Origin of the sequence: Sulfitobacter sp. SK025 (genome assembly GCF_003352105.1) — a bacterium.
Classification (GTDB): Bacteria; Pseudomonadota; Alphaproteobacteria; order Rhodobacterales; family Rhodobacteraceae; genus Sulfitobacter; species Sulfitobacter pontiacus.
This window is the reverse complement of record NZ_CP025808.1, coordinates 246,420-259,308: the sequence shown is the minus strand read 5'-3', so window position 1 is coordinate 259,308 and position 12,889 is coordinate 246,420. Positions and strand designations below refer to the sequence as shown.

Below are 12,889 nucleotides of genomic sequence, written 5' to 3'. Positions count from 1 at the left end.
CATGAGCAAAATACCTTCAAAGCCCGAGATCCTTGACTGGATCGCCGAAAACCCCACTCTGACCGCCAAGCGTGACATCGCCAAGGCGTTCGGCATCAAGGGGGCGGCCCGGATCGATCTGAAACGCGTGCTGAAAGAGCTGGAGGCCGAAGGCCATCTGGAAAAGCGCAAGCGCAGCTATCAGGACCCTGACCGCTTGCCGCCGGTGTCTGTGTTGCAGGTCACGGGGCCGGACAAGGATGGCGATCTGTTTGCCAAACCGATGGAGTGGCAGGGCGAAGGCGTGGAGCCCGTGGTGCTGGTGATCCCCCGTGCCTCTGACCCGGCCTTGGGTGCGGGCGACCGTATCCTGGCGCGGTTGACGCTGGTACAGGCGCAAGACCACCACTACGAGGCGCGGCTGATCCGCCGCATTGGCGCGAAACTGCAGCGGGTCTTGGGCATCTTTCGCAAGACCACAGAGGGCGGGCGCATTGTGCCCATCGACAAAGGGTCCGACAAGGAATGGTGGGTGCCCGGAGACGCGACCCACGGGGCCAAGGATGGTGAGCTGGTCGAGGCGGAGCAGGCCGGACCAAAGGCGCGCATGGGATCGCCACGGGCGCGTATCGTCGAACGGCTGGGGGACCCGTCGGCACCCAAGGCCGTGTCCCTGATCGCGATCCATCAACATGGTATCCCCGACGACTTTCCTGACGACGTGATGGCGCAGGCCGATGCCGCGAAACCCGTGGGCCTGAAAGGGCGCGAGGATCTGCGCGATTTGCCCCTGATCACCATCGACCCGTCGGACGCGCGGGACCATGATGACGCATGCTATGCCCATGCTGACGAAGACCCCAAGAACGAGGGCGGCCATGTCGTCTGGGTCGCGATTGCCGATGTTGCCGCCTATGTCACCCCCGGCTCTGCGCTGGACCGCGAGGCGCGCAAACGGGGCAATTCCACCTATTTCCCCGACCGTGTGGTGCCGATGCTGCCCGACCGTCTGTCGGGGGATCTGTGTTCGTTGCACGAAGGCGTGCCGCGGGCCTGTATCGCTGTCCGCATGGTGCTGGATGCGGCGGGCAACAAGATCGGCCATAGCTTCCATCGCGGGCTGATGCGCTCGCCCGCTTCGCTGCACTACGAAGAGGTGCAGGACGCGATTGACGGTGCCCCCAATGACCGTACCGGCCCGTTGCTGGAGCCTGTGCTAAAACCGATCTACGCCGCCTATGCCGCATTGAAAGCTGCCCGCGCCGAGCGTCAGCCGCTGGACCTTGACCTGCCCGAGCGGCGGATAGAGCTGGACAAGGACGGCACCGTTAAATCGGTGAACTTCAAGGACCGGCTGGATGCGCACCGCTTGATCGAAGAGTTCATGGTGCTGGCCAATGTCGCCGCCGCCGAGACTCTGCTGTCCAAGAAAACGCCGCTGCTGTATCGCATCCACGAAGAACCCTCTCCCGCCAAGCTGGACGCCTTGCGCGAAACCGCGCAGGCGGCGGGCTATACGCTGGCCAAGGGACAGGTGCTGCATACGCGCCATCTGAACAAGCTGCTGAACGATGCGGCGGGCACGGATGATGCAGAGCTGATCAACCTGTCGACCCTGCGGTCGATGACGCAAGCCTATTACGGGCCTGCGCATATCGGGCACTTTGGTCTGGCGCTGCGGTCCTACGCGCATTTCACCTCTCCGATCCGGCGCTATGCGGATCTGATCGTGCACCGCGCGTTGATCACTGCCCACGGCTGGGGCAATGACGGGCTAAGCCAGCATGATATCGAGGACATCGAACAGACCGGCGCGCATATCTCGGACACGGAACGCCGGTCGATGATGGCAGAGCGCGACACCACCGATCGCTATCTCGCGTCCTATCTGTCGGAACGTGTGGGCAATGAATTCTCGGGCCGGATCAGCGGCGTGGCGCGATTTGGAGCCTTTGTGAAGCTGGACGAAACCGGGGCCGACGGGCTGCTGCCCATGCGGTCGCTGGGGCGCGAGTATTTCCATTTCGACCAAGAGGCCGGCACGCTGATGGGGTCGGATACGGGCATGATCATCTCTGTCGGGCAGCGTGTCACCGTGCGCCTGTCAGAGGCGGTCCCGGTCACCGGGGGCATCGCGCTGGAACTGCTGACGCTTGAGGGTGACGCCCTGCCCAAGGGCGGCCAAGGGGCGCGGCGCGGACGCGGTGGCCCTGCGGGCCGCACCAACCCCAAGCGCAAGGGTGTCAAAGCCAAGCGCAAGGCGGATAAGGTGAAACGCAAGGTCAAACGCACACGACGCTAACCCCGGAACGGGAATACGAGGCAGGAACAGGCAGGCAGTAACACGCACAGCGGGCAACTCCGCCTTTCTGGGCGCGGCGTTTGACGCTAGGCTTGCAGCGTGATGCTGGGGAAGGGCGCGGGAATGGAACTGCTGAAAATTTGCGCATTGGTTGGCGGGGTGACACTCTCGGTGACGGCTGCCACAGGTGTGATCGCTGCGGGGGCCGAGGGCACTGCGCGCCCGCCCGCCATGGTGCAAAAGCCGGGCAGCGCGGCGGGGTTGCAGGACTGGGTGACCGCCTTCCGTGCGCGTGCCTTGGCCGCAGGGATCGACGGTGCGGTCTTTGACCGCGCGATGCAGACCGTACGCTATGACCCGCAGGTCATCCGCCGCGACCGCAACCAATCCGAATTCACCAAAACAATCTGGGCCTATCTGGAGACCGCGACCTCTGATCTACGGGTCACCAACGGGAAGAAGGCGCTGGCCGAGCAGGCCGACGCGCTGTCCCAGATCGAAACGCGCTATGGCGTCGAGAAAGAGATCGTCACCGCGATCTGGGGGCTCGAAAGCGCCTATGGCACCTTCAGGGGCAGCGATCCGGTGCTCAGCTCGCTGGCGACATTGGCCTATGACGGACGGCGGAGGGCGTTCTTTGAAGGGGAGCTGCTGGACGCGCTGCGGATCTTGCAGGCGGGCGATACCACGCCCGCGAGGATGCAGGGCAGTTGGGCTGGTGCAATGGGGCACACGCAGTTCATGCCCTCGTCTTTCCAGCAATATGCCGAGGATTTCACCGGCGATGGCAAACGCGATATCTGGAGCGATGATCCACGTGACGCGCTTGCCTCTACCGCGGCGTATCTCAAGCATTTCGGATGGGTCCAAGGGCAGCCTTGGGGCGTCGAGGTACGGCTGCCCGAGGGGTTCGACTATCTTCTGGCGGGGCGGGATATCCTGAAAACGGCAGCGGAATGGCGTGCGCTTGGGGTGCGCCCTGTGACAGGATCGCTGGGGGATCACGGCCCTGCGTCCCTGCTTTTGCCCGGTGGGGCAGAGGGCGCGGCGTTTTTGATCTATGCGAATTTCGCGGTGATCGAACGCTATAATTCGGCCGATGCCTATGTGATCGGCGTGGGGCATCTGGCGGATCGTATCGCCGGGGGCGGACCGATTGAGTCCAGCTGGCCGGTGCAAGACCGCGCGCTGACCTATGACGAACGGATCGAGCTTCAGACACAGTTGACGGCGCAGGGGTTTGATACGGTCCAGATCGACGCCAAGATCGGCCCGCTGACCATCAATGCGGTGCGCGAGTTCCAATTGTCGCAGGGGCTTGTGCCTGACGGCTATGCCTCCCCCCGATTGTTGGAGACGCTGCGCGCAGCCGCGGCGGAATAATCTGGCGTAAATGAAACGCGCCGGACCTTTCGGTCCGGCGCGTGCCTTCGGCGAGGATTTTAAACCATTTGGAAGCGGCTTAGCCGGGGGACATCCCGCGCAGCCGTTCGGAGCGGCGGCGCAGCAGTTCGACCACGGTCAGCAGGCAGATCGAGATGACCACGAGGATCGTCGCAACGGCAAGGATCGTGGGGCTGATCTGTTCGCGCAGGCCGGTAAACATCTGCCATGGGAGCGTTTTCTGACCCGCAGACCCGACAAAGAGCACGACGACGACTTCATCAAACGAGGTGATGAAAGCGAACAAACCGCCCGAGATCACGCCCGGCAGGATCAACGGCATTTGCACGCGGAAGAAGGTTGTGACCGGATTGGCCCCCATATTCGCCGCCGCGCGGGTCAGAGAGCGGTCAAAGCCTACCAGTGTCGCGGTGACGGTGATGATGACGAAGGGGATGCCCAAGGCCGCGTGTGCCAGGACTACGCCGACATATGTGCCCTGCAGGCCGACGCGGCTGTAGAAGAAGTACATGCCCGCCGCCGAGATGATCAGTGGGACGATCATGGGCGAGATCAGGATTGCCATGATCGCGCGCCGGAACGGCACGTGCTGCTGGCTCAGGCCAATGGCGGCGAGGGTGCCGAAGCTGACCGACAGAAGGGTCGCGGCCGGGGCGATCTTGATCGAGTTCCAGACGGCACCTTGCCATGCGGAACTGCTGAAGAAGTCTTTGTAGTGGCGCAGCGAATACCCTTCGGGATCGAAACGCAGCATTTCAGGGGTGAAGGTAAAGAAGTTCTCGGCGTTGAAGCTAAGTGGCATGACCACGAGGATCGGTGTGATCAGGAACACAAGGATCGCGCCGCAGATGATGCGGAAGGCAAAGTGCCAAAGCACCTGACCCGGGGTCAGATAGGGCGCGACCTTGGCGCGGTAGCGTCCCTCGTAGAGCCAGAAGCTGAACCAGCCGAAGAACCAGCCGAAGATGGCCCCCAGAACCAGCATGGGCACGCCGCCCAGAATAAAGCCGATCACCGCCAGCAGAATGACAGAGGTCCAGCGGGCGATGGTTTCGTTCTTGATCAGCTGCGTCAGCACAAAGGCCAGCGCCCCCATGGACAGCGCTCCGATCAGGATGCCCAGCAGTCCGCTGCCTTGGGCGGTGCCGACAAAGAGCCCGGCAAAGGCGCCTGCTGCGGCGACAACCGGTACATAGAAACCGACGGGTTTGCGGGAGATAGGTGTGAGTGCGACCATGATATCAGCCTCCCAGTTTCACGTTGTCGATGCCGACGATCTTGTCGTAGGCCCAGTAAAGCCCAAGCACCACGGCCAGCAGGATCGCCCCAAGCGCGGCCGCGAGGCCCCAGTTGAGCGAGCTGGAGATGTGATAGGCAATCCGGTTGGAGATGAATGTCCCCGTGGTGCCGCCGACGATTTCCGGCGTGATATAATAGCCGATCGACAGGATGAACACGAGGATCGACCCCGCGCCGATGCCGGGCACCGATTGCGGGAAATACACGCGCCAGAAGGCTGTCCAGTTCGTGGCCCCCAGCGACTTTGCCGCACGTAGATAGCTGGGCGGTACTGTTTGCATCACGGAATAGAGCGGCAGGATCATGAAGGGCAGCAGGATGTGCGTCATCGCGATGATCGTGCCGGTTTGGTTGTTGATCAGCGCAAGACGGCTGTCATCGGCCACCAGGCCCAGCCACACCAGTGTATCGTTGATCACACCCTGTTGTTGCAGCATGACCTTCCACGCCGATGTCCGCACCAGAAGCGAGGTCCAGAAGGGCAGCAGCACGAGGATCATCAGCAGGTTCGCGGTACGCGCGGGCAGGTTGGCGAGGATCCACGCCACCGGATAGCCCAGCAGGATACAGCTGAGGGTGATGCAGACCGACATGAACAGCGTGCGCAGGAACAGCGTGCCGTAGATGCGTTCGTTGTCGGGGCGGAATTCGGGACCGTCAGCCGTTTTCTGCATGTCGACGGCATTCAGGAAATAGCCGTTGGTCAGCGCGGGACTGTAGGCGCGGATGGTGCTCCAGATAGGGGTTTTGCCCCAATCGTCGTCAATCTCGGTGAAGGCTGTTTTGTAATCGACTGCGTCGAATGTAGGGGCGGCTGCGGCAGCCTCGGTCAATTCGGCTGATGCCGGGCCTGAATAGCTGGCGATTTGCGATGCCGTGGGGCCTGTCAGGTCGTCATAGAGTGCCGAGTAGATCAGCGCCCATGGGTCTTCCTTGTACAGGTTGTCTTCGTCGTCGTTCTGAACGAAGTCGGCAAAAATTTCGTAGTATTCGGCGGTCTCGGGCAGAAGCTCTGCCATGCCTTCGCGCATTTCAAACGCGGGCTGGTCGTCGCCGGAAGATTTTTTCCAGTCGGAAATCTCTGCCAGCCATGCGTCGGAGCCAAGCAGAGCGTTCCAGTTTTCGCCCTTCTTCCAGAAGTCGTTCAGATCCTCGAACTGGTCCTGAAACACTTCGCCAATGTCATCCACGCCGCGGCCGGATTTGCGGAACAGGGACGATGCGCCGGTCAGCTCGTAGTTGAGCCTTGAGCCCAGACGGGTGTGCAATTTGCGTTCCTGCGCGATGAACAGGTCTTCGTAGAGCGCCTTGTAGACGGGGGCACCGGGGGTTTCACCGCTTTCGCTGTCCCAGTCGGACAGGGTTTGCGTGGTGCGGGGCAGCGTGTCGCTGACGATCTGGTTCTCGACAGAGCGGAACAGCATATCGGCGATCGGCGCGATAAAGGTGATCAGGATAAAGATCAGCAGAGGGGCGATCAGCAAAAGCGCGCTGAGCTTCTGACGACGGAGCGCACGGTTCAGGCTGCGTTTCAGCGGTGTGCCGTCCGCGGCCAGCATCGGGCCGGTCTGTTCAGGTGTGTCGTTCGTCGCGTCGGCGGTATCGCTCATATCGGCCCCATGGGGTTAGGTCGCTGGAAGGTCGGGAAAATGGAAAAACAAATAAGGGGTGGAGGAGGCCAAAGCGGCCTCCTCCGAATGGTTCAGGCGATTATTGCGCCAACCATGCCTGGAACTTCGCGTCGATGTCGTCGCGGTAGTCAGCCCAGAACTCGTAGTTGTAGAGGAACGTGTTCTTTGCGTTGGCCGGGTCGGTTGGCATGTGTGGTGCCATGTCGATGCCCAGTTCTGCGTGCTTGCCAACCATAGGAGCGGAGGACAAACGGGCAGGGCCGTAGCTGATGTACTGCGATTGATCCGCCAGACGCTGGGTGTCTGTCGCGAATTTCACGAAGTCTTTGACGCGCGCCAGACGGTCGTCAGGCAGACCCGCTGGGATGATCCAACCGTCAAGGTCGAACACCTGTGCGTCCCACAGCATTGCAACGGGCTGGTCTTGCTCTTCGATAACGCTGAACAGACGGCCGTTGTAGGTGGAACCCATGACGACTTCGCCATCGGCCAGCAGCTGTGGCGTGTCGGCACCGGCGGACCACCAGATCACGTCGTCCTTGATGGTGTCGAGCTTGGCCAGAGCCTGTTCCTGACCTTCCGGAGTTGCCAGAACGTCATAGACTTCGTCCTTTGCAACGCCGTCACAGAGCAGCGCCCATTCCATGTTGTTGATGGGGCGCTTTTCAAGCGCGCGCTTGCCTGGGTAGGCTTCGGTGTCGAAGACGTCGCAGATTTTGGTTGGAGGCGTGTCGCCAACCATGTCTGTGCGATACCCGAATGTGGTCGAATACACGATCTGCGGGATAAAGCAGTCGCTGACCAGCAGGTCGCCAAAGTCGTCTTCAGCGGATGTCCCGTCGGGGGCTTCAGCCAGCATTTCGTCCGCGTCGATTTCCATCGCCAGACCTTCGTCGCACAGGCGGATGGCGTCAGCGGCAACCACGTCGACCAGATCCCAGGTCACGTTGCCGGCTTCGTTCATCGCGCGCAGCTTCGCCACGGCTTCGTTGGAGCTTTCATCCCAAACAGCAGAGAGTTCAGGGTGCATTTCCAGATAGGGCTGCAGATACGCTTTGTCTTGGCTGGCTTGGTAAGCGCCACCCCAGGAAACAAGCGTCATCTCTTTGGCCATGTCCGCATGCGCATCGGCGAATGCCAATGTGCCAGCGCCAATGATCGCGGAGGATGCGAGTAGCGTTGTCGTAAACTTCATTAGATAGTCTCCCATTATATGCCCGTTAGGGTCTTGAGGGTGTGATATCGGGCTTAACCACAGCCTCGTGCGACGCCGTCGAACGTTGGACGGCCGGCCGCGTCCTGACGCTTATGCGTCGAGGGCGCGGCAATCCTCTGCCAACCAGCCGATCTCGATCTGCTGGCCTGGCTTCAAACGTACCTGATCGGGTGCGTTTCGTGTCTTGATGATAAAGTTGTCGGTCCCGGCAACCCGCAGGCGGGTGCGGAAGATGTCGCCCATATAGACGAATTCAAGCACTTCGGCTTTCAGGGTATGTGCCCCTTCCTGCATCCGGTCCTTGTTGAATTCGACACGTTCGGGGCGGATCGATACGCGGGTGCGTTCGCCGGCGCGGGTCACGTTGATCGGCTTTGCCTCGATCAGGCCGCCGCCGTCCAACTGCACAAGGCAAGTGCCGCCCTTGATCTCGGTCACAACGCCTTCAAGAGTGTTATTCTCGCCGATGAACTGCGCAACAAAGCTGTTTTCGGGCTCTTCATACAACAGATCGGGCGGGGCCAACTGTTGGATGCGCCCGTTTTCGAACACGGCCACGCGGTCGGACATCGTCAGCGCTTCGGTCTGGTCGTGGGTCACGTAGACCACGGTGATGCCCAGTTCATGCGCCAGATGCGTGATCTCGAACTGCAGTGTTTCGCGCAGCTGTTTGTCCAACGCCCCCAGCGGTTCGTCCATCAACACCAGTTCGGGTTCGAAGACCAAAGCACGGGCCAAGGCAACACGTTGCTGCTGACCACCGGAAAGCTGTGCCGGACGGCGGCCGCCGAAGTCGCCCATCTGAACACGGTCCAGCGCGATCTTCACTTTCTCTTCACGCTCGGACTTGCCGATCTTGCGCACCTCAAGCGGGAAGGCGAGGTTTTCGGCAACGGTCATATGCGGGAAAAGCGCGTAGTTCTGGAACACCATGCCAATGCCGCGTTTGTGCGGCGGGATATTGTTGATCGATTTACCATCAAGCCGGATGTCGCCATGCGTGGCCGTTTCGAAACCCGCCAGCATCATCAGGCAGGTGGTCTTGCCGGACCCCGATGGCCCGAGCATTGTCAGAAACTCGCCTTTCGGCATCGACAGGTTGAGGTCTTTTACGACGAGATTTTCGCCGTCATAGCTTTTCTGCACGCGTTCAAATTCTACGAACGCATTCGTTGCTGAAGTATCTGCCAAAGCTGGCTCCCCGTTTATTGTGACGTTCAAGCGCCCTTGTTGACAGGAAGTTAAAACTGGCTGGTTTCCGCTTTGCAACCAATTAACGACACTATTGGGCAGAAAGCGTCAATTGCGGGAAGATCGACGGTTATTTGACAAGAAACAGTTCTTTTGCCTGCGGAATTACTGTGCAGCTTGCTTGAAATAAGGGGAATTCGTTAATATCTGCCATAGGTTAAGCATCAGCGGCTCGCCCTGAACCCGGCGATTTTGAGCGCTGGTCAGCCACTGCCGATGTCGCAAACAGACAATTCCTTGCAGTGCTTCCAGCGGCGGGACGGGCGACCTTTGCGCCTCGTCCCGAATGTATGTCACGCCTTAGCCGAGCGGCGATTCAGCGTCTTGCGCGTGGTCTTCGGCTGCCTTGAGCAGGCCGCCTTCTTTGACCGCGGTATAGGTTTCATCCAGCGCTTTGGTAGCGCGCGTCATGAATACTTTGATCTCTTCGGGGGTGATCACCAGCGGTGGCGAGATGATCATCCGGTCGCCGACGTGGCGCATCACCAGATTATTCGCAAAGCAGCGTTCACGACACATATAACCGACGGTTCCTGCATCGCCTGCGAACTTTGACCGCGTTTCTTTGCGCGGGGACAGCGGCAGCGACGCCATAAGGCCCGCGACGTTGACGGTGCCAACCAAGGGATGCTCTGCCAGTTTGGCCAGCCCTTCCTTCAGGGCGGGGGCGGCAACATTGTTCACGTGATCCAGAATGTTTTCGTCCTGCATAATCCGCAGGTTTTCCAGTGCCACGGCCGAGCAGACGGGGTGCCCCGAATAGGTATAGCCGTGATTGAACTCCCCAGACCCGATGGTCTGCGCGATCTCGTCACACACAATGGACCCGCCAATCGGCTGGTAGCCAGAGCTTAGGCCCTTGGCGATGGTCATGATATGCGGCTTGATCCCCATCGTCTCGGACCCGAACCAGCTGCCTGTCCGGCCAAAACCACAGATCACTTCGTCCGCGATGATCAATACATTGTACTTGTCACAAATACGCTGGATTTCGGGCCAGTAGGTGCTTGGCGGCACGATAACCCCGCCCGCGCCCTGAATGGGTTCACCGATGAACGCCGCGACATTATCTGCCCCAAGCTCAAGGATCTTGGCCTCAAGCTCTTGCGCGCGGGCAAGGCCGAACGCCTCAGGCGTGAGGTCGCCGCCTTCCACCCACCAGTCGGGCTGGTTGATGTGGTGAATGCCGGGAATCGGCATGCCACCCTGTTCGTGCATATAGCTCATGCCACCAAGGGAGCCGGACCCCATCGACGACCCATGATAGGCATTCTTGCGGCTGATGATGTGGGATTTCTCTGGCTTCCCTTTCATGGCCCAATAGGTGCGCACCATCCGGATGTTGGTGTCATTCGCTTCGGACCCCGACCCGGCAAAGAACACATGGTTCAGATCGCCGGGGGCCAGTGACGCGATCTCTTTTGCAAGAGCGATGGCGGGCACGTGCGAGGTCATGAAGAAAGTGTTGTAGTAGTTCAGCTCGAGCATCTGGCGCGCGGCGACGTCGGCCATTTCCTGACGGCCATAACCGATGTTGACGCACCAAAGACCCGCCATCCCGTCAAGGATCTCGTTCCCCTCGCTGTCGGTCAGGTAGACGCCCTTGGCACGGGTGATAATCCGCGCGCCCTTCTCGGCAAGTTCGTCATTGGTGGTGAACGGGTGCATGTGATGCGCGGCGTCAAGTGCTTGCAGCTCGGCGGTGGGCATGTGGTTGGTGATATGGGCCATAAAGAACACCTCTGGGAATGGGGAGGGAAGATTGGGCTCAGAATATGATCAAATTATGCAGAGTCAATCGAATCGCTCTGCTGTGGTGATGATAAACGGCTATCAGCCGATCAGATTTTAATCAAAGAGAGGCGCGAATCTGGACCATGCCCTGAGAAACATCCTCGGCCATGGCCTGCGCAGCCTTTGCCGCATCGCCTTCGCGAAAAGCTGCCAGCAAGTCGGCATGTTTATCCGGCAGGTTCGACGTGCCAAACCGACCGCAGACCACGCGCAGCGACGGGCCGAACATCAGCCATAAACGGTCGACGGTGGCGGCCAGAATAGGGGCCTCGGCACAGGTGTTGACGATGGTGTGAAAGCGGTAGTTCTGGGTCAGGTATTCGCCGATATCCCCACGATCAATCGCGTGGTTCAGCGCGTCGTCCACCTGTGCGAGTTCGCTTAAAACAGTCTCTGACATGCGGCTTGTGGCACGTTGAGCAAGCTCTGCCTCAAGGGTTTTCCGCATGAATTCCAGCTCGTTAACCCCTTCGAGGTCCAGCACAGGGACCGATACGCGGCGATTGCCCTGATGCACCAGCGCGCCTTCGGCGATCAAACGGCGCAGCGCTTCGCGCACCGGGGTCATGCCCGCATCAAGGGTTTCTGCAAGGCCTTGAATGGTGACCGCCTGACCGGGGGCAAGATCGCCAAACAGGATCAGCTTGCGCACGCGTTCATAGACATGCTGATGGGCCGGCACCTTGGCCGGGCTTTCCAAAGGCTTTTGCGACGCAAGGTCAGTGGAATTTACGTTCATCAAATTTGCCTAAATTGTACTCAACCACATTTTGAACCACGGCATGCACCTGCGTAAAATTATAAATGATCTTGTCGCATGACGCAAAACTTGATCAAATTGACGAAAGGTTCGGATCAACTGAGCCTACACAACGGGAGATGAGAATGAAATATAGCTTGCTCAGCTCAATCGCAGCAACGGCATTGATCGCCACCAGCGCCTTGGGTGAAGAGGTGCGGGTCTATAACTGGTCCGACTACATCGACGAAGACCTGTTGCAGAAATTTGAAAAAGAAACCGGCATTGATCTGATCTATGACGTGTTTGACAGTAACGAAGTGCTTGAAACCAAGATGCTTGCAGGCGGGTCCGGCTATGACGTGGTTGTCCCGACTGGTACCTTCCTTGAACGCCAGATCACGGCAGGGGTTTTCCAGAAGCTCGACAAAGACAAGCTGCCGAACATCACCAACATGTGGGACGTGATCGAGGACCGCGTATCGAAATACGACCCCGGGAATGAATATGCCGTTAACTATATGTGGGGCACCACCGGGCTTGGCGTGAACATGACCAAGGTTAAGGAAGTGCTGGGCGAAGATGCCCCTGTCGATTCGCTTGACCTCGTATTCAAGCCCGAGAATATGGAAAAGCTGGCCGAATGTGGCGTGCATTTCCTTGACGCTCCGACAGAAATGATCCCCGCGGCGCTGAAGTTTCTGGGCGAAGATCCCCAAACCCAGGACCCCGATGTGATCGCGAAGGCAGAGCCTGTTTTGACGGCGGTTGCCCCCCACGTTCAAAAGTTCCACAGCTCGGAGTATATTAACGCACTGGCCAACGGTGATATCTGCGTTGCCTTCGGTTGGTCGGGTGACATCCTGCAATCGCGTGACCGCGCGGCCGAGGCGGATAACGGTGTCGAAATCGCCTATTACGCGCCGAAAGAAGGGGCGCTGATGTGGTTCGACAATATGGCTATTCCAGCGGATGCGCCAAACCCGGATGGGGCACATAAGTTCTTGAACTTCATGATGGACGCAAAGAATATGGCCGCCGCGTCGAACTACGTCTACTATGCGAACGGCAACAAGGCGAGCCAGGAGTTCCTTGCCGAAGACGTAATCGGGGACACAGCGATTTACCCAGACGAAGCCACGCTGGAAAACCTGTATACCATTTCTTCATATTCACCCAAGGTACAGCGTGTCGTCACGCGTATGTGGACGAAGATCAAATCTGGTATCTAAAATCGCATCGGGTCAAAGCCTTACCGGTTTTGACCCGATCAA

The 12,889-nt window shown here is 59.6% G+C and carries 9 protein-coding genes; 3 read left to right on the top strand and 6 right to left on the bottom strand.

Annotation, left to right across the window (positions count from 1 at the left end):
- The first annotated feature begins 1 nt into the window (after nt 1).
- Together rnr and C1J04_RS01185 are read left to right on the top strand one after the other, a co-directional pair.
- Nucleotides 2–2,281 (top strand): ribonuclease R, encoded by a 2,280-nt coding sequence (gene rnr / locus C1J04_RS01190; RefSeq protein ID WP_009825601.1) that lies wholly within the window; start codon nt 2–4, stop codon nt 2,279–2,281.
- A gap of 123 nt (nt 2,282–2,404) precedes the next feature.
- Nucleotides 2,405–3,664 (top strand): lytic murein transglycosylase, encoded by a 1,260-nt coding sequence (locus C1J04_RS01185; protein WP_114865228.1) that lies wholly within the window; start codon nt 2,405–2,407, stop codon nt 3,662–3,664.
- Nucleotides 3,665–3,743: 79 nt separating this feature from the next.
- On the opposite strand, the gene C1J04_RS01180 is transcribed toward C1J04_RS01185, so the two are convergent.
- From C1J04_RS01180 to C1J04_RS01155, 6 genes are all read right to left on the bottom strand, one after another.
- A complete protein-coding gene (locus C1J04_RS01180) occupies nt 3,744–4,922 on the bottom strand; it encodes an ABC transporter permease (protein WP_005850529.1) in 1,179 nt (392 codons plus the stop codon).
- 4 nt (nt 4,923–4,926) lie between these two features.
- Nucleotides 4,927–6,594, bottom strand: coding sequence for an ABC transporter permease (locus C1J04_RS01175; RefSeq protein WP_005850527.1), 1,668 nt, complete (start codon nt 6,592–6,594; stop codon nt 4,927–4,929).
- Between the two features lie 100 nt (nt 6,595–6,694).
- A complete protein-coding gene (locus tag C1J04_RS01170; protein WP_009825599.1) occupies nt 6,695–7,810 on the bottom strand; it encodes an extracellular solute-binding protein in 1,116 nt (371 codons plus the stop codon).
- A gap of 111 nt (nt 7,811–7,921) precedes the next feature.
- Nucleotides 7,922–9,022, bottom strand: a complete 1,101-nt coding sequence (locus C1J04_RS01165) for an ABC transporter ATP-binding protein (RefSeq protein WP_005850522.1) — start codon at nt 9,020–9,022, stop codon at nt 7,922–7,924.
- Between the two features lie 360 nt (nt 9,023–9,382).
- Nucleotides 9,383–10,813, bottom strand: coding sequence for an aspartate aminotransferase family protein (locus C1J04_RS01160; protein WP_037954007.1), 1,431 nt, complete (start codon nt 10,811–10,813; stop codon nt 9,383–9,385).
- Nucleotides 10,814–10,934: 121 nt separating this feature from the next.
- Nucleotides 10,935–11,615 carry a GntR family transcriptional regulator gene (locus tag C1J04_RS01155; RefSeq protein ID WP_050766216.1) on the bottom strand — a complete coding sequence of 227 codons (681 nt, stop codon included), beginning with the start codon at nt 11,613–11,615 and terminating at the stop codon, nt 10,935–10,937.
- Nucleotides 11,616–11,761: 146 nt separating this feature from the next.
- On the opposite strand from C1J04_RS01155, the gene C1J04_RS01150 reads away from it, so the two are divergent.
- Entirely contained in the window at nt 11,762–12,847 is a 1,086-nt protein-coding gene (locus C1J04_RS01150) for a polyamine ABC transporter substrate-binding protein (protein ID WP_009825595.1), read from the top strand.
- Nucleotides 12,848–12,889 lie beyond the last annotated feature (42 nt).

What these genes read in the sequence shown, in the direction of transcription:
- C1J04_RS01180 (WP_005850529.1), bottom strand. Translation starts at nt 4,922, where the DNA reads ATGGTCGCACTCACACCTATCTCCCGCAAACCCGTCGGTTTCTATGTA.
- C1J04_RS01150 (WP_009825595.1), top strand. Translation starts at nt 11,762, where the DNA reads ATGAAATATAGCTTGCTCAGCTCAATCGCAGCAACGGCATTGATCGCC.
- C1J04_RS01175 (WP_005850527.1), bottom strand. Translation starts at nt 6,594, where the DNA reads ATGAGCGATACCGCCGACGCGACGAACGACACACCTGAACAGACCGGC.
- C1J04_RS01185 (WP_114865228.1), top strand. Translation starts at nt 2,405, where the DNA reads ATGGAACTGCTGAAAATTTGCGCATTGGTTGGCGGGGTGACACTCTCG.
- C1J04_RS01160 (WP_037954007.1), bottom strand. Translation starts at nt 10,813, where the DNA reads ATGGCCCATATCACCAACCACATGCCCACCGCCGAGCTGCAAGCACTT.
- C1J04_RS01155 (WP_050766216.1), bottom strand. Translation starts at nt 11,615, where the DNA reads ATGAACGTAAATTCCACTGACCTTGCGTCGCAAAAGCCTTTGGAAAGC.
- rnr (WP_009825601.1), top strand. Translation starts at nt 2, where the DNA reads ATGAGCAAAATACCTTCAAAGCCCGAGATCCTTGACTGGATCGCCGAA.
- C1J04_RS01170 (WP_009825599.1), bottom strand. Translation starts at nt 7,810, where the DNA reads ATGAAGTTTACGACAACGCTACTCGCATCCTCCGCGATCATTGGCGCT.